The following is a 16,857-nucleotide window of genomic DNA, read 5'->3' on the forward strand; positions in this document are numbered from 1 at the left end:
TTCGCTCGCGCTCAGATCATGCCCCGCGACTTAAACTCGAGGTACCGGTTGATGGTGTTGGCCGTGAGGTTTTGCGGCGCCGTGAGCAAGGCATGAATGCCGTAGCGCTGCAGCTCCAGCACCATGCGGCGCTTGTCCTGCACAAATTTTTCGGCCACGGTTTGGTGGTACAGTTCTTCGGTGCTGGTAGCTGGTGTTTCGATCACGCCGCGCAGCTCGGTGTTTTCGAAGAATATCACCAGCAGCAGGTGCCGGCTGGCTAGGCGGCGCAGGTAGGGCAACTGGCGCTGCAGGCCGTGCAGGCTTTCGAAGTTGGTGAACAGCACCAGCAGGCTGCGCTGCTTTACCTGCCGCTGCACCAGGGCAGCCAGCCGCTCAAAGTCCGATTCAAGAAAGCGGGTTTGCTGCCGGTACAGCACCTCCAACAAGCGCGGCAGCTGGCCCCGGCGGCGGTCGGCGGGTACTACGTCGCCGGGTTCGTGGGCGAAGGTGATGAGGCCGGCGCGGTCGTGCTTGATTAGGGCGATGTTGCTAAGCACGAGCGAAGCGTTGATGGCGTAATCGAGCAAGGCTAGCTCCTCGAAGGGCATGCGCATTACGCGGCCTTTATCAATCACGCAGTACACCTGCTGGGCGCGCTCGTCTTCGTGGTGGTTCACGAGCAGCTGGTCGCCGGCTTGACTGGGGCGGCGGGCCGTGGCTTTCCAGTTGATGGTGCGCGGGTCGTCGCCGAGGGCATAGGGCCGAATGTGGTCGAACTCCATGCTTTGGCCCACGCGGCGGATGCGCTTCACGCCGACTTCGGTAAGGCGGTTGCTAAGGGCAAGCAGCTCGTAGCGCCGCATCTGCAAAAATGAAGGGTACACAGCCGTCGTCACGTCGGCCTCGCCGAAGCGGTAGCGGCGCTGCACCAGGCCCAATGGCGAGCGGGCCAGCACGTTGGTTTGGCCAAACACGTACTCGCCGCGGCGCGTGGGGCGCAGTTGGTAGTGCAGGGTGGTGCTGGTGCCGCCGCTCAGCTGCAGCGGAAAGAGCAAGTCGCGGCGCTGAAACTGCACCGGCACGTCGTCGACCACATCGAGGCGCGCGGCAAAGGGGTAGCGGTTTTCGATTACTACTTGCACGTCGTTGTCGTCGCCGTTGGAGAGGCGCCGGCCAAGTACCCGCCGCGCAAATACGCCCTCCCCGCGGCCCAGGGTGTAGAGCAACCCTAGGTCGAGGAGTGTAAACAAGGCCAGCGCAACCGCCAGAATTTGCGCCGGCGCTACCAGCACGGGCCAAAAGTGCGCCACAATCAGGAGGGTAATTACCACCGCCCACGCGGCAAAAAAGCGCGGCGGCAGCAACAACGAGGCTACCAGGTTGCGGAAGAAAGATGATTTAGGTGACACGTAACAGGTTATAGGTAACACGTAGCAGGCGACACGTGACAGGCTTTAGACGTGTTCCTGAATAGGCAAACGCACTGGAACGGTCATGCTGAGCTTGTCGAAGCATCTCTACCGCTTCGCCAGATACCAACAAAGCGGTAAAGATGCTTCGACAAGCTCAGCATGACGGCCTTTGCCGAGTTTGCTTGTCCACGAACAAGTCTTTTGGGTAAAAAGTGATGGGTGAGAATCAGCGCCTGACCGTGGGGCGCAAAGCAGACCGCCTAAATCCGCTCGTCACGTGTTACTTGTCACGTGTCACGTGTTGCCCACAAGTTACTTGTCACCTGTCACTCAAAACTTACCTAGGCACCTCCACTTGCTGCAGCAGCTGGCGCACTACGTCGTCGGGGCCCAGGCCTTCCAGCTCGCGCTCGGGGGTTAGCTGAATCCGGTGGCGCAGCACCGGCGCGGCCAGGTGCTGAATGTCTTCGGGCGTTACGAAGTCGCGGCCGCGCAGGGCGGCCAGGGCTTTTGCGCCGTTCAGCAAGGCGATAGAGGCCCGCGGCGACGCGCCTAGGTGCAGCGACTTGTGCGTGCGCGTGAGGCCCACCAAACGGGCCACGTACTCGAACAACCTTGGCTCGACGTGCTGCTCGCGCACTTGCCGGCGCAGGGCGTGCAGCTGCTCGGGCGTAACCACGGGCCGCACCGCCTCGAGCGGTAGCCCGCCGGCGCCGGCGTGGTGGCCCTGCAAAATCAGGATTTCCTCGGCCTCGGTGGGGTAGGGCACCAGCACCTTGAACAGGAAACGGTCGAGCTGCGCTTCGGGCAGGCGGTAGGTGCCTTCCTGCTCCACGGGGTTTTGCGTGGCCAGCACCATAAAAGGCTCGCCGAGGTGGTGGGTTTGCCCGTCGTGGGTAATGTGGCGCTCCTCCATTACCTCGAACAACGCCGACTGCGTTTTGGCCGGGGCGCGGTTAATCTCGTCGATCAGCACCACGCTTGAGAAAATAGGGCCCTGCCGAAACTCGAAGCTGCCGCGCGCCGGCACGTACACCGAGGTGCCCAGCACATCGGAGGGCATGAGGTCGGGCGTGAACTGAATGCGGCCAAACGGTACCGACAGCGTGCGGGCCAGCAGCTTGGCCGTGAGCGTTTTGGCTACGCCGGGTACGCCTTCGAGCAGCACGTGGCCATCGGCCAGCAGGGCCACCAGCAGCAGCTCTACCAGGTCGTGCTGGCCTACGAGCACGCGGCCTACCTCTTGCCGCACGGCCGCGGTGGTGCCGGAAAGCTGGCTCAGGTCGGTGCGGGTGCCGAAGGGCATTTCGGCGGTAGCGGTTTGGGTGTGCGGGGTATGGTTGGTGGAGGGTTCCATGCGGTAAAATTGGCCACAGCACCTAGGGCAAGGCGGGCGGCAAGTAGGTGATAGAAGTTAACCCAAGCGGCTAGCGCTCGGCGCGTTGCTGAAAGTTGGAAAGCAATTGATAAAGCTGATGCAGCTCGGTTTCGGAAACGTGCTCGGCATCAAGCCAATTGTTCAGGCGAGCCAGCAGCGCTGTTACCTCGCCCACCGGAATGCCGGTGCGCACGCTCAGGCGGCGCGGGTAATCGGTATCAATCGTGAGCGGCACGGGCTCCTGAAAGCGGGTGCGCAGGTAGTCGAAAAACAAGCGGATGCGCAACGCGGCCAAGGCTTGGTGGTTGCGGCCCTGGCGGTACACGCTGGCCACGGTGCGCACAAACTGCAGGCTGGTATTGGGCAGCGGCCGCAGCGTAGGCACGGGCCGCTGGCGGCGCCGCGCACCTAGCAAGGCAAACAGCAGCCCGCCGAGCAACAGCCCGTTCCAGGCCCAGGTAAGCGCCGGGCTGGTGTGCACCACGCGCAGCAGCGAGTCGTCGCCCTCGCGGCCTTGGGTGTAAAACGCATCCCATAGCACCGGGCCTTGGGGCAGGTAGCTTAGGGCGCCGGCCACAAACGCGGCGTTGCGCCCGTACAGCACGCCGTAGTTGCTCAGCAGCGCCGGCACCGAGCACACGTACAAGTGCCCACGCCCTACGGAGGTGTGCACCAGCACGGGGCGCTGCTGGGCATTGGTAGCCAGCACGGTAGCCGCCGAGGTTTGCCCCTTGCGCTTGGCCGAAGCCGCCAACAACCGACCCAGGCTGTCGTGGGCGAAATAGGTGCCGACTACGCGGTTGGGCAAAGCAGCCGTGCGCCGCTGCAGCGCGGCTGCCGCAAAGCGAAAGCGTACGGTATCCTTGTTGTTGGCCGCCAAATCGAAGGGTGCATCAACCGTGGCGGGCATTAGCCAGAGGCTGTCAATTTCGTTGGGCAGCAGAAACTGCTCGGCGGCCAGCCACACGGTGCCGCCCCGCTGCAGGTAGCGCGTAATGGCCTGGGCATCGGCCGGGCTGGGCTGAAACGTTTGGAGCGCCAGGAAATACACGGCCGGCCGCGCTTCCGTCGAGTCTTGCAAAGCCACATACGGCGACTCGCGCGTGAGCCGCACGGGAGCTTTGGCCAAGGTGGGCAGCAGCCGGAAGGCGGCGTAGGTACCCAGGGGGCGTTTGTGGTCGGAGCGGTACGAGGGTGTCCAGTCGAGCTTTTTGGGCTGGTTGTAGGCAATCAGCAACCAAATGCCCACCAGCGCCCCCAGCACCGTAAGCGGCCATCGGATAGAGCGGAGCATTAGGCGGCGCGGCGGTTTTGGAGGTCGGTAAGAAATGCTTGGCGCATGGCGCGTACCTGCTCGTAAGGCGCGGCCTCCAGCTCCAGCTCGCCGTACCACACGTACTCGAACTGGCGCGTAACGGAGGCAAAGGCGGGCACCAGCCGCGCCGCATTGGTTTGCAGCTCGGCCTGGTAGTGGTGGTTGGTTTTGTCGGGCGTCCAGCTAATCAGGCCCCGATCGGTGAGGGCCTTCAGCACCAGCAAATAACCTAGGCGCGTGGCCAGGCGCCACTGGCCTTGTGCCTCGGCTTGCTGCAGGCGCTGCGGCAGGGTTTGCTCGTGCACATCGTCGGCCTCGGTGGCGTAAGGCACCGCAATGTCGCGCCCGCGGCCCCGCAGCCAATCGGAAAGCCGCAGGTTGAGCAGCTGCATTACGATGAGCACCAGCGCCACTGCGGCCACGCCGTAAGCCAGCACCCGCCAAAACATGGCACTGCTGCCTTCGGGCAAGGCCTCAAACAGCCGTTGCATCAAGTCGCGCCACCAGCGGCTTAAGGGGTTGGTGGGCGGCGGGGCCTCGTGGTACTGCAGGTCGTCGTCGGCTTGGAGGCGCTGCAGCTCCGCGGCCTCAAAGTGCCGTACCGATACGGGCGCCGGCGCTGGCTGTGCCGCTGCTGCCCGGGCCACAGGAGGTTGCGGCTGCGGCTGCGGCGCGGCCGGAGCGGCTACGGCCAGCTGCACCAGCAGCAAAGCCGCAGCCAGGCTGCCTAGGTGGTGCGCAAAACGGCGCGGGTAAGGGAGCATCAAAGGGTAGGGTCGCCGTAGCTGGGGCGGAACAACGTGTCGTCGGTACCACTGGCGGCGTTGCCGGCGGCTGGCGTTTGGCCGATTTCCTGCACGCGCCATTGCAGGCTTATCCCGTCGCGGCGCTCAACCAGGTTGAAATACTGAAACATCAGCAGCAAGAATAGCACAGGGTACAGGGCCATGTTCAGGGCCATTTGCACGCTCTGGACGAATGCGAAGCCTGCCGTGCCCACGGCATCGGAGCTGAAAACGCCCATGAAACCGAATACCAGCCCCAACACGCCGCCCACTGCGGCCGAAACAATAAATACGCCAATGCCGCCCACCATCATCAGCCCGAACGTGGACCACCACTTGCCGCGAATTAGGCCCACGGAGCGGCTTAGCGTTTGGCCTAGGTCGGCGCGCTCAAACACCACCACGCAGGGCAGCAGGTACATGGCCATCGTCAGGTAAGCGCCCGGCAGGAAAAACAGCATGTAGCCCAGCATCACCAGCACCGCGGCCACAAAGCCGTAGCCCAGCAAGGGCAGCATATTCGGCCGAGCCTCGGCCCACACCTCGGCCACGGTAAGCGGCGCGGTGGCGTCGGGGCTTTCCATGCGGCGCTTTACAAAAGCGTACATCATGGCGTAGGTGGCCAGCGAAGCCAGCATGACAACGATAAACAGCCCCACGAAGGCCGGTACCATCAGCAGCTGCACCGATGAAATATCGCCGCGTTCCAGCGTTGGCATGCTGCTGAATACCGAGAAAAACAGCCCAGCCATGGCCGCCATGGTTACCAGCATGGGCACCAGCAACACGCGGTACAGGTTGCCGCCGTGTTTGCCCAAAAAAGCGAACGTGGCCTCGAACTTCTGGCCGAAGTCGCGGCGGCGGTAAAAGTCCTGCGGGCTGGTAAACGCGCGCTCCGACTCGGTGCGCGGCGCAAGGGTAGAGGTTTGCATGCGGCTATGGGTATGGTTGGGGTTGTTGAGAATGCGGCAAACGGGCGGTTACAGCAAGTATTCGCCTTCGGTAATGGCGCCTAGGTCGGTGGGGTGGCTGCCGGACGCCGGGGCCTGGCCAATGCGTGAAGCCCGCCAGCTGAGGCCGGGGCTTTCCTTGCTCTCTACTATGCTAAAGTAATTAAATGCCAGCAAGATAGCCGTAATGGGCTGGAGCAAAAACTGCAGGCCCGAAATGAGCAGGCGCACCGGCAACACCCACAACCACTCCGACTGATCCATTTCCAGCGCGGCACCTAGGCTTTGCAAGAGCAACTGGGGCACCTGAACAACGGCCACGCTGAGCAACCATGTCATCAGTGCCAATCCCAGCGTTGTCCACCAAAAGCCTTCCACCAGCTTAAAGCACCGCGACATCGACTCTTCGCTGTCTTCGAGCATTACCACGCCGGGCAGCAGCGTGAAGGCCGGCCAAATGTAAATGCCCGGTGCAATCAGGCACAGAAAGCCCAGCAGCATAAGGGCACCGAAGATGAGGTAGCTGCCGAAGAAGGAGCCCAAGCCGTTTGCAAAGTCCCAGATCTGATCGGGCGTGTAGCGCGCGCCGGGCTCGTCGAGGGCGTGCATGCGGGCGCGCAGAAAACCGTACACCACGCCCGTGCCCACAAAGGTTCCGATGGCGTAAAACACCGAGCCCACGGGGTACAGCATGGCGCCATCGGTGCCTACGTAATGCTCGCCCGCCGCCTGAAATAGCGCCCCAATGAGCATGTACAAGCCCGAGTAGCGCACCAAAGCCCCGAGCAGCTCGCGGTAGTGCAGGCGCAGCAGTTGGGCCGTGGCTTCCCATTTCTGGCCAAAGTCGCGCACTTGGTAAAAATCGGCCGGGTGGCTAAACGGCGGCGTAACTGTGGGCTTGGCCGAGGTAAGCGTAGGCATAACAACGTAGCGGTGGAGGAATAAGCAAGTGCAGAGTAGGTACTAAAATCAAGGAGCCTGCTCGTCGGTATCGGGCAGGGCCAGACCTAGGCGCGTGGTGCGGCGGTACACCCACCAGGGGTACACCACAAAGTAGCCCACTACCAGCACCAGCGAAAGGCCGATGGCCGGCAAACTCACGGCCAGCGGGTGCCGCGGGGCCAGGCGCGTTATAAAGCCCTCCAGAAAGGCCGCTACCACAATCAGCGGCACCAGGCCGGCCATCAGGCGCATGCCGTCGCGGGCGCCGCGGCGCAGGGCCTCGCCGCGCGGGTAGCTGCCCGGAAACAGCAAGCTGTTGCCGAGCACCAGTCCCGCTCCGGCGGCCAGAATAATGCAGCTGATTTCGATGGTGCCGTGCACCCAAATGGCCAGGGCCGATTTCAGCCCCACGCCCTGCTCGAAAAAGAAATACTGAAAGCTGCCCACCATCACGGCGTTACGAAACAGCACGAACAGCGTGCCCAAGCCGCCTATCGCGCCGAACGCAAACGTGAGCAAAGCCACGCGCACGTTGTTGAAGGCGATGTACAGAAACATGGACATTTCGGGCGCGGTGCCATACACATCGGTGGGGCGGCCGCGCCGAATGTTTTCGAGCGTAGAGTTGACGTAGGCGTCGCCCAAAATCAGGCGCACAAAGCTGTCGTCTTCGGCCGCCGACAGCGCACCTAGGCCCGCAAACAGCGAAAACAGCACAAAGGCCAGCAGCATGGGCCGCCAGTGGCGCGCCATCAGCAGGGGCAGCTCGAGGCGCCAAAACGTACCTAGGGGCTGGCGGCGCGTGCTGCGGCGGCGGTACAGTTGCTCATGAAAGCGCGCGGCCAGCTGGTTGAGGTGCTCGGTAACGGGCGCCGAGGGGTAGAACGTACGGGCGTACGCCAGGTCGTCGGTGAGGGCCACAAACCGCTCGGCCAGCTCCTCGGGCGTGCCGGCCGGGGTGTGTTCGTAAGAGTGCCACCGCTCTTGGTTGCGGCGAATGAATACAGCTTCGCGCATAAAGAAACGCCCGACCAAAGGCAGCGGGCGCAAATCGTGTCAGGAAGATTATATTTTTGAAAGTATTCTCCAATTATAGTTTGCCCCGATGGCTCAGTTGCGCATCCCAACCACCCAAAACGTTACGCTCGAGTACGAAACCGCCTCTATTGGCGAACGAATTGCCGCCACCTTGCTCGACGGCGTAGTGCAAGCCGGCTGGGTTATTTTGTGGATGCTGCTGCTGTTCGGCGTGTTCGACGTGCAGACCAACCGCAACGAGGTGCTGTTGGGCGTAATCGTGATTGGATTCGTGGTGCTGCCGCTGTTTTTGTACCACTTGGTGTCGGAGGCGCTGTGGCAGGGCCAGAGCATCGGCAAGCGCATCATGAAGGTGCGCGTTATCAGCCTGAACGGCACGCCGGCGCGCTTTACGCAGTACCTGCTGCGCTGGGTGTTGCGCCTGGTTGATGTGAGCATGTTCTATGGCATTGTGGCCATTGCCTGCATTTTGGGCAGCGGCCGCGGGCAGCGCCTTGGCGATATGGCCGCCGGCACCGCCGTGGTACGCCTCAACCGCCGCCAAACCACCGCCGACAACTCCCTGTTCGGTTCCGATTACGACCCCAACTACCGCGTTACCTTTCCGCAGGTAGCGCAGCTCGCCGACCACGACGTGCGCCTGATACAAGAGCTGGTAACGCAAAGCGAGAAACGCGGCGCCTACCACATCCTCGACGAAGTAGCCCAGCGCGTACGCACGCTTACCGGCATCGAAACCACCATGCCTAACCACGAATTTTTGCTGGTGGTGCTGCGCGATTACGGCTACCTGGCCTCGCAGGCGGCGGCGCGCTAGGTGCCAATTGGCTGCCGCCCAGGCAACAAGGCCGGCCGCGCCCAACTCCGCTGCCGTTTGGCCGTAGCAGGAGGGTAAACCTTACGCTGATACCGCCATGGCTACCGATAATAGAAACGACAACGACAAATTCGATTTCGTAAAGGACAACGACCCGCGCGAGTCGCCCAACCTCAGCCCCCAGCCCGAAAACCTGCGCCGGGGCGCCGAGGTAGCCAACCAGCCCGAGGGCATACCCGGCCAAACGGCCAACCCCGGCCTGCAGGCTCCGCACCAGCAGGCGCCCAACTACGGCGATTTTGGCAAGCCCGAAAACGTGCTGCCGCAAAGCCAGGCTTCGACCTCCGGCGAAAACTTTCAGCCGTACTACGGCCAGGAAACCCCGCCCGAGCCCGACACCACTCGCCACGGCGACACACGTTTCCGGCAGAGCGGCACCCGCAACTGGGAAACCAACGAACCCGAAAACCCGCACCAGGGCTCCGAGAGCTAAGCCCACGGGTCCTAGGTGCCTGATAGCAATAAGCCCCTGCCAGCTTGCTGGCAGGGGCTTTTTAGTAGCTAAGCAAACCGGACTGTTACCCGGCTGTGTGCTGCATCTTGTTTTTGCGACCCGGCCGCACGGGTAGGCGGTCTTCGCCCTGGGCCAGCAAATCCTCGTCGCGTTCGGTTTTCTTCACCACCCAGCTTACCGAATACAGGTCTTTGCGCCGGTCGCGGAGGTTGCGAACGGCCCCGCTGGTGTTCAGGTCCTTCAGTAAGTCCAAGTCGAGGTCGGCGATGAGCGTCATCTCGGTGTTGGGCGTGGCCTCGGCCACGATGGCGTCGTGCGGGAAGGCAAAGTCGCTGGGGCTGAACACGGCCGACTGCGAGTACTGGATGTCCATGTTCTCGACGCGCGGCAGGTTGCCCACCGAGCCGGTAATGGCCACGTAGCATTCGTTTTCGATGGCCCGCGCCTGGGCGCAGAGTCGTACGCGCTGGTAGGCGTTCTTGGTGTCGGTCCAGAAGGGCACGAACAGGATTTTCATGCCCTCGTCGGAAAGCATGCGCGAGAGTTCGGGGAACTCCACGTCGTAGCACACCAGAATGCCGATTTTGCCAAAGTCGGTATCAAAGCACTTCAGCTTGTCGCCGCCGCGCATGCCCCAGTAGCTGGCCTCGTCGGGCGTAACGTGCAGCTTGTACTGCTCGTCCACGGTGCCGTCGCGGCGGCAGAGGTAGGCCACGTTGTGCAGCTTGCCGTCCTGGTACAGCGGCATCGAGCCGGCAATGATGTTGATGTTGTAGCTCAGGGCCAGCTCCATCATCTTGGTTTTGATGGGCTCGGTGAAAGCGGCCATGGCCCGAATGGCCACCGAGGGCGTGTCTTCGTTGGTTAGCGCCATTAGGGGCGCGTTGAAGAACTCCGGGAACATGACGCAGTCGGCTTTGTAGCCCGACACGGTATCCACGAAGAACTCGATCTGCTGAAACAGGTCTTCGAGCGAGCGGGTGCCGCGCATCTGCCACTGCACAATGCCAATGCGCACGTTGCTCTTAACGTTGCCGATGAGTTTCTCGGCATCCTCGTCGTAGTACACGTTAATCCACTCCAGCAGCGTGGCATAGGCCTTCGACTCGGAGTCGTAGGGCAAATAGCCGCGGATGATTTTGCGCACGTGAAACTCGTTGGAGAGCTGAAAGGTGAGGATGGGGTCGGTCAGCTCCTTGTTGCGCACCATTTCCACATACTTAGCGGGCGTCAACTCGTCGGCGTACTTGGCAAAGCCCGGTATGCGGCCGCCCGCCACCATGGCGCGCAGATTCAGGTTTTCGCACAGCTCCTTGCGCGCGTCGTACAAGCGCCGACCTAGGCGCAGGTTGCGGTACTCGGGGTCCACGAACACGTCGACGCCGTAGAGCGTGTCGCCGTCGGGGTTGTGCGTGTCGAACTTGCCGTTGCCGGTGATTTTGCCGTAGGTGTGCCGGTCGCCGAAATCGGAGTACTGCACGATGATGGCCAAGGCCGCGGCCACCACCAGGCCGTTGTCTTCGATGCAAATCTGGCCTTCCGGAAACTTCCGGATCAGGGCGTTGTATTCGTCTTGGGCCCAGGCACCTTCCATGTTGGAATACACCTTGTCCATGATGTCGCGCACGGCTTTGTAGTCCGATTTGCGGAGCGTGCGCAGCACCAGCTTGTGGGGCTGGGCGGCGTGGCCTTCCTCGGCGGCGGGCGTAGCGGCCGCAGCGGAAGGAGCGGGTTTCTTATCGGCCTTTTTGGCTTGGCCGTTTGATTTAGCGGAGGAACTCGAAGCCATGGTAGCAGAATGATGAAACGCGGTGCACAAAAGTAGAAAGTTGGCGGCCGCGCAGGGGCAATACGTAGCAACGCAGCCGAAAGGCTGGGTGTTCCGCTGCCACGCCGCTTGCTGCCGGCCCTAGGTGCCGGCACTAGCGCCTAGGCCCGGCAGCAACAAAAAGCTTCGCCCGGCCCAAACCAAACGAAGCTTTTCAGGTAAGCGACGTTGCCGGTGGGCTAAAGGACCATTTCGGGCACGCCGCCCGCCGGAATCACCAGCTTGCCGGCCGTGGCGGCCTGTATTTGCTCCACCGACACGCCCGGGGCCCGCTCGCGCAGCACAAAGCCATCGGGTGTCACGTCGATAACGGCCAGCTCCGTTACAATCTTCTTCACGCAGCGCAGGCCCGTGATGGGCAGCGTGCAATCGGGCAGCAGTTTGCTGGAGCCGTCTTTGGCTACGTGCTGCATGGCCACGATGATGTTTTTGGCCGAGGCCACCAAATCCATGGCGCCGCCCATGCCCTTCACCATTTTGCCCGGAATTTTCCAGTTGGCAATATCGCCGCGCTCCGATACCTCCATGGCGCCCAAAATGGTCAGGTCGACGTGCTCGCCCCGGATCATGCCAAACGACTCGGCCGAGGAGAAAATGCTGGAGCCCGGCAGCGTGGTGATGGTTTGCTTGCCGGCGTTGATGAGGTCGGGGTCTACCTCGGCTTCGGTGGGGAAAGGGCCCATGCCCAGCAGCCCGTTTTCCGACTGCAGCACCACGTTTACGCCCTGCGGAATGTAGTTGGCCACCAGCGTCGGAATGCCAATGCCGAGGTTTACGTAGTAGCCGTCGCGTACTTCTTTGGCAATGCGCTTGGCAATGCCGTGTTTATCTAAAGCCATAAAGGATTGTTTCTCGCTGAGGTTCGCTGAGGAATGCGCAGAGGTACGCAGAGGCCGTTGCGGCAATTGTTGAGCAGCTCAGCGAACCTCGGCGCTCAACTCTGCGGACCTCTGCGCGAAAACTAACTAGCCCCGAACCGTTCGCTGCTCGATGCGCTTCTCGTAGTGCTGGCCTTGGTAAATGCGCTGCACGTAAATGCCGGGCGTATGAATCTGGTTGGGGTCCAGCTCGCCGGCGGGTACCAGCTCCTCCACTTCGGCTACGGTGATTTTGCCCGCGGCGGCCATCATCGGGTTGAAGTTGCGCGCCGTGCCTTTGTAGATGAGGTTGCCGGCGGTGTCGCCCTTCCAGGCCTTCACGAAGGCGAAATCGGCGTGCAAAGCGGTTTCGAGCAAGTACATCTTGCCGTTGAACTCGCGGCTTTCTTTGCCTTCGCCCACCTCGGTGCCGTAGCCGGCGGGGGTGTAAAAGGCCGGAATGCCCGCGCCGCCCGCGCGGCAGCGCTCGGCCAGCGTGCCCTGCGGAATCAGCTCAACCTCCAACTCGCCCGAAAGCAGCTGGCGCTCGAACTCGGCGTTTTCGCCCACGTAGCTCGATATCATCTTTTTCACCTGGCGCTGTTGCAGCAGCAGGCCAATGCCAAAGTCATCGACGCCGGCGTTGTTGCTGATGCAGGTGAGGTTTTTCACACCCAGGCGCAGCAGCTCTTGAATGCTGTTTTCGGGAATGCCGCACAAGCCAAAGCCGCCGAGCATAAGCGTCATGCCGTCGGTGATGCCCTGCAGCGCGGCCTGGGCATCGGCCACTACTTTGTTGATCATAGAAATCGGGTGGGAGTTTGGTGGCGCCAAAATAGCAACTCCCCGCCGAGCATGCGCAGTGCCGGGCGGGGAGTTGCGTGTACGAATGCAGGCGGCGGGCGGCGCAGCCCCTAGGTGCCGGCGCTACCAACGGGCCCCGGCACCTAGGGCGCGGCAGGGTAGCCTAGGTGCGCCAGGCCGCATCAGCCGCTGATGAGGTGGCGCCGGGCCTCATCGGCATCCCGGCCAAGTTGTGCTTTCAGGGCCTCCAGGCCGTCGAACTTCTGCTCATCGCGCAGGCGGGCCACAAACTGCACCGTCAGGGGCTGGTCGTACAGGTCGCCGTCGAAATCGAGCAGGTGCGCCTCCACGGTTTCGGCTAGGTCGCCGCCCACGGTGGGCCGCACGCCAATGTTCAGCATGGCGGCGTGGTGGCGGCCGTCGGCGGTGGTGGCCATTACGGCGTACACGCCGCGGCCTGGTACCTGCTTCAGCGGCTCCTGGCACTTGATGTTGGCCGTGGGGTAGCCAATAGTGCGGCCCAGCTGCTGCCCGCGCACCACCGTGCCGGTGTAGGGGTAATCGTAGCCGAGGTAGCGGTTGGCGGTGGCGATGTCGCCGGCCTCGAGGGCCCGCCGAATGCGCGTGCTGCTCACGCCCACGGCGTCCACGTCCTCGCGCGGAATTTCCTCCACCTCCAGCCCGTATTGGGCCGAATGCGCCTGCAGGTACTCAAACCCGCCTTCCCGGTTTTTGCCAAAGCGGTGGTCGTAGCCAATTACGAGCTTGCCGGCGCCCACGGTGTCGAGCAGCAGCTCGCGGATGTACTGCTCCGATGTCCACTCGGCAAACTCGTGGGTAAAGGGCACAATCAGCAGATAGTCGACGCCGTGCGAAGCCAGCTTTTCGATGCGCTCCTCCAGCGTGTTCAGCAGGTGCAACTTCAGCGGCTCGGGGTGCGAAAGGGGCGGGGCCAGCACCATGCGCGGGTGCGGCCAGTAGGTAATAACCACGCTGGGCCCTTCGGATTGGCGCGCCACCTCTTGCAGGCGTTGCAGAATTTTCTGATGCCCTAGGTGCACGCCGTCGAAGGTGCCGCTGGTCACCACAGCGTTGGTTAAGCGCGGAAACTCGGCGGGGTCGCGAACAACATGCATGGGCAAGAAAGAAAAAGCTAGGTAGGCAGGATTACGCGGCGGGGCCGCAGCCGGGCCGCGGGCAAGGTGCCGGAAACTGTATACGGCCGTGCTCCCCCGGGCGGCCGGCCCGCCCAGCACCTAGGGCCGCCGAAGGCGCTGGCCAGCGCCTTACTCGGCCTCGGGCGCCGCGGCGGGCGGAAACGTATCGAGGTACTTGAGGTTGGAGCGGCGCTCGGGGCGTGGCCCGCGGGGCGGCCGGTCGGTTTCGCCCTCAGGGCGCGGAGGGCGGCGGGCCTCCAGGTCGGCAATGCTCAGGGCGTTTTCGAGGCGGTACTCGCCAATGCGCGTGCGCACCAGCCGGGTAAGGTGGGCGCCACAACCCAGCAGCTCGCCAAAGTCGCGGGCCAGGCTGCGGATGTACGTGCCCTTGGAGCAAACCACGCGAAAATGCACCTCGGGCCCGTTTACCTCGGGCAGCTCAAACACCTTGATGTCGATGGTTTTGCTTTTGATTTCGGCCGTGTCGCCGCGGCGGGCCAGTTCGTAGGCCCGTTCGCCGTTGATTTTAACGGCCGAGTACAGCGGCGGCGTCTGCTCGATGAGGCCGGTAAGGCGCTGAGCGGCGGCTTGCAGGTCGGCCAGGGCAATGTGTTCCCAGGGTTTCTCCTCGGTTACGGCCGTTTCCAGGTCGTAGGAGGGCGTAATCTGACCTAGGCGAAACACCCCGGTGTATTCTTTTTCCTGCGCCTGAATGCTGTCGATGCTCTTGGTTTGCTTGCCGGTGCACAAAATCAGCAAGCCGGTAGCCAGCGGATCGAGCGTGCCCGCGTGCCCGATTTTGCGGGGGCGCAGGGCGTACTTGGCCTTTTTTACCACGTCGAACGACGTCCAATGCAAAGGTTTATCCACCAGCAGCACTTCGCCCGGCTCTTGCTCGGGCTGGGGGTGGCGGTGCTGTTTAGCCTGGCTCATACCAACTGAAGATTAATGCCCAACCCAATCATCGTGAGGATAATGCCGCCCACGATGATGCGGTAAATGCCGAACGCACGAAAGCCGTAGCGGCTCACAAATGCCACAAACGATTTTACGGCCAGCAGCGCCACCACAAACGCCACCGCGTTGCCAAACAGCAGCACTTTGATGTCGGCCGACTGCAAGGGGTTCAGCTTGTAGGTCTTGTACAGCTCGTAGGCGGTGATTACCGTCATGGTAGGCACGGCCAACAAAAAGGAAAAGTCGGCGGCCGAGCGGCGGTCGAAGCCCTGCGCCAGCCCGCCCACAATGGTAGCCGCCGAGCGCGACACGCCCGGCACCAGCGCCAGGCATTGAAACAGGCCTATCTTGAATGCATTGGCAAAGCTGGGAGTGGTGGTTTGCTTGCCCGCGTCCTTGAAAATGCGGTCGATGAAAAGCAGCACGATGCCGCCCACCACCAGCGAAGTGGCCACCACCGTCACGCTTTTCAGCAGATCGGCAATTACGTCTTTCAGCAAGAAGCCCGCCACGCCAAACGGCAGAAAGGCCACGGCCAGCTTCAAGTAAAAATCGAAGCTCTGCAAAAAGCGGCGCCAGTACAGCACCACCACCGACAAGATGGCCCCCAGCTGAATGCTGGTGATGTAGGTTTCGGTAAAAGGCAGTTGCCCGATGTTGAGCAAATTGGCCACAATGACCATGTGCCCGGTGCTGGAAACGGGCAGAAACTCCGTAAGGCCTTCCACAATTGCCAGCAGGAAGGCGTGCCAATAACTCATTGGTACCTAGCGGCGCTGAAACGTAGGCTTAACCGGCTCGGCCGGGGCGGCGTTGGGCACGGTAGCGCTGTTGGAGCCTGCCGGCTGCGTGGGCCCGGCCGCCGCGTTGCCCGACGACGACTTGGCCATGATGGCGAAAAACTCGACCGTAAAGCCCAGGGCCAGCAAAATAGGACCTAGGGTAAGCCCCAAAAATCCCTCGCCGTAGTCGGCCGTATCCAGGCTCATCGTGATAAAGCCGGCAGCCAGCAGAGCCAGCCCGATAAACATCAGGCGGTAGTTGCGGGGCCCAAAGGCGAAGCGGTTGTTGCGCTGTTCCATAATATGAGTTGGGACGCTGGGCAGCAGGTGATTAGCCTTGTACGCTGCCGGCGCCAATCTGCTTAATACAAATCATCGAGCGACATGCGCAGGTACTTGCGCACGGCCCGGTAAGAGCTGAAAAAACCAATAACGCAGCCCAGCAACACCAGCGCAACCAGCACGGCCGCAATCAGGCGCTCGTCGCGCAGCAGCCGCAGCTCATCCAGCTGCAGGTACGCCGATTGCAGCAAGGCCAGCAGCAGCAACGCGGCCACGGTGCCGCTCACGAAACCCTGCCAGGTGGCCCGCCGCAAAAATGGCCCCTGAATAAACCACGGCGTGGCGCCCACCAGCTGCATGGAGCGAATAAGGAAACGCTGCGAGAACAAGGCCAGCTTAATGGTATTGTTGATGAGCACTACCACCACCAGCGTCAGCAGCACCGCAAAGCCCAGCAGCACCAGGCTTACTTTGCGCACGTTTTGGTTAATGGAGCTAATCAGGCTTTGCACGTACGTAACCTCGTACACGCCTTGCTGCTGGCGCAAATCCTGGCTGATGCGGCGCAGCTGCACGGAATCGGCAAACTGCGGGTTGATTTTAAGGATGTAGGCGTCGCGCAACGGGTTGTCGCCCAAAAATTGCTGAAACTCCTCGCCGGTAAGCTCCACAAACTGCCGGGCGCCTTCTTCTTTCGACAGAAAACGCACCTGCGCCTGATTCTCGCGGTAGGCGATGTAGGGCTTTTGCGCAAACGTACGCTGCAAGCGCAGCAGCTGGGTTTCGGGCAGGTTGCGCTCGAGGTACACCTGCACCTCCAGGTTTTCCTTTACCGCCTCCGATAGCTTGTGCGCGTGCACCAGCAGCAGCCCGAACAGCCCAATCACCAACAGCGCCAGCGTAATGCTGAACACCACCATGGTGTGCGGGTAAGACCCTAGTTTCTTTTTGCGTACGGGGCGGAACTGCGGCATCGGGGGGCAAAAGTACAATGATCAATGAACAATGAGCAATTAGCCGCTCGGGATAACCGCCCACAAGTACCAGGCGTAGTGTA

General features: G+C 62.2%; 17 protein-coding genes. 2 read left to right on the forward strand and 15 right to left on the reverse strand.

Annotation, left to right across the window (positions count from 1 at the left end; genetic code table 11):
• Positions 1–11 precede the first annotated feature (11 nt).
• The 7 genes from D3Y59_RS00445 to D3Y59_RS00475 form a co-directional block, all read right to left on the reverse strand.
• Positions 12–1,391 (reverse strand): DUF58 domain-containing protein, encoded by a 1,380-nt coding sequence (locus D3Y59_RS00445; RefSeq protein WP_240410440.1) that lies wholly within the window; start codon positions 1,389–1,391, stop codon positions 12–14.
• A 340-nt stretch (positions 1,392–1,731) separates the two neighbouring features.
• Positions 1,732–2,751 carry an AAA family ATPase gene (locus D3Y59_RS00450; protein WP_394340467.1) on the reverse strand — a complete coding sequence of 340 codons (1,020 nt, stop codon included), beginning with the start codon at positions 2,749–2,751 and terminating at the stop codon, positions 1,732–1,734.
• Between the two features lie 70 nt (positions 2,752–2,821).
• Positions 2,822–4,066, reverse strand: a complete 1,245-nt coding sequence (locus D3Y59_RS00455) for a DUF4350 domain-containing protein (RefSeq protein WP_119443244.1) — start codon at positions 4,064–4,066, stop codon at positions 2,822–2,824.
• Complete coding sequence (locus D3Y59_RS00460) at positions 4,066–4,851, reverse strand: DUF4129 domain-containing protein (RefSeq protein ID WP_162910433.1); 786 nt, start codon at positions 4,849–4,851, stop codon at positions 4,066–4,068. The genes D3Y59_RS00455 and D3Y59_RS00460 overlap by 1 nt, the downstream gene beginning before the upstream one ends.
• Positions 4,851–5,804: a hypothetical protein gene (locus D3Y59_RS00465; protein ID WP_119443246.1), complete on the reverse strand. Its 954-nt coding sequence runs from the start codon at positions 5,802–5,804 to the stop codon at positions 4,851–4,853. The genes D3Y59_RS00460 and D3Y59_RS00465 overlap by 1 nt, the downstream gene beginning before the upstream one ends.
• 48 nt (positions 5,805–5,852) lie before the next feature.
• Positions 5,853–6,743 (reverse strand): hypothetical protein, encoded by an 891-nt coding sequence (locus tag D3Y59_RS00470; protein ID WP_119443247.1) that lies wholly within the window; start codon positions 6,741–6,743, stop codon positions 5,853–5,855.
• 48 nt (positions 6,744–6,791) lie between these two features.
• Positions 6,792–7,781: a stage II sporulation protein M gene (locus D3Y59_RS00475; protein WP_119443248.1), complete on the reverse strand. Its 990-nt coding sequence runs from the start codon at positions 7,779–7,781 to the stop codon at positions 6,792–6,794.
• An 88-nt stretch (positions 7,782–7,869) separates the two neighbouring features.
• Here D3Y59_RS00475 and D3Y59_RS00480 point away from each other — a divergent pair, with 88 nt between their 5' ends.
• Together D3Y59_RS00480 and D3Y59_RS00485 are read left to right on the forward strand one after the other, a co-directional pair.
• Positions 7,870–8,619: an RDD family protein gene (locus tag D3Y59_RS00480; RefSeq protein WP_119443249.1), complete on the forward strand. Its 750-nt coding sequence runs from the start codon at positions 7,870–7,872 to the stop codon at positions 8,617–8,619.
• Positions 8,620–8,716: 97 nt separating this feature from the next.
• The gene (locus tag D3Y59_RS00485; protein ID WP_119443250.1) at positions 8,717–9,112 is read left to right on the forward strand and encodes a hypothetical protein; all 396 of its coding nucleotides are present in this window, start codon (positions 8,717–8,719) and stop codon (positions 9,110–9,112) included.
• A gap of 85 nt (positions 9,113–9,197) precedes the next feature.
• Here the strand turns inward: D3Y59_RS00485 and D3Y59_RS00490 are convergent, their stop codons facing one another.
• From D3Y59_RS00490 to D3Y59_RS00525, 8 genes are all read right to left on the reverse strand, one after another.
• Positions 9,198–10,922: a bifunctional GNAT family N-acetyltransferase/carbon-nitrogen hydrolase family protein gene (locus tag D3Y59_RS00490; RefSeq protein ID WP_119443251.1), complete on the reverse strand. Its 1,725-nt coding sequence runs from the start codon at positions 10,920–10,922 to the stop codon at positions 9,198–9,200.
• Positions 10,923–11,140: 218 nt separating this feature from the next.
• The gene (locus D3Y59_RS00495; protein ID WP_119443252.1) at positions 11,141–11,800 is read right to left on the reverse strand and encodes a CoA transferase subunit B; all 660 of its coding nucleotides are present in this window, start codon (positions 11,798–11,800) and stop codon (positions 11,141–11,143) included.
• 126 nt (positions 11,801–11,926) lie between these two features.
• A complete protein-coding gene (locus D3Y59_RS00500; RefSeq protein ID WP_119443253.1) occupies positions 11,927–12,622 on the reverse strand; it encodes a CoA transferase subunit A in 696 nt (231 codons plus the stop codon).
• 182 nt (positions 12,623–12,804) lie between these two features.
• Positions 12,805–13,758: a bifunctional riboflavin kinase/FAD synthetase gene (locus D3Y59_RS00505; RefSeq protein ID WP_119443254.1), complete on the reverse strand. Its 954-nt coding sequence runs from the start codon at positions 13,756–13,758 to the stop codon at positions 12,805–12,807.
• Between the two features lie 150 nt (positions 13,759–13,908).
• On the reverse strand, positions 13,909–14,712 hold the full coding sequence (gene truB / locus D3Y59_RS00510) for a tRNA pseudouridine(55) synthase TruB (protein WP_119443255.1): 804 nt from the start codon (positions 14,710–14,712) through the stop codon (positions 13,909–13,911).
• Positions 14,709–15,497, reverse strand: coding sequence for an undecaprenyl-diphosphate phosphatase (locus D3Y59_RS00515; protein ID WP_119443256.1), 789 nt, complete (start codon positions 15,495–15,497; stop codon positions 14,709–14,711). Before D3Y59_RS00515 ends, truB begins: the two co-directional genes overlap by 4 nt.
• A 6-nt stretch (positions 15,498–15,503) precedes the next feature.
• Positions 15,504–15,818: a DUF3098 domain-containing protein gene (locus tag D3Y59_RS00520; protein ID WP_119443257.1), complete on the reverse strand. Its 315-nt coding sequence runs from the start codon at positions 15,816–15,818 to the stop codon at positions 15,504–15,506.
• Positions 15,819–15,880: 62 nt separating this feature from the next.
• Positions 15,881–16,774: a cell division protein FtsX gene (locus D3Y59_RS00525; RefSeq protein WP_119443258.1), complete on the reverse strand. Its 894-nt coding sequence runs from the start codon at positions 16,772–16,774 to the stop codon at positions 15,881–15,883.
• Between the last annotated feature and the right edge of the window lie 83 nt (positions 16,775–16,857).

Source organism: Hymenobacter oligotrophus (assembly GCF_003574965.1).
In the GTDB taxonomy this organism is placed as follows: domain Bacteria; phylum Bacteroidota; class Bacteroidia; order Cytophagales; family Hymenobacteraceae; genus Solirubrum; species Solirubrum oligotrophum.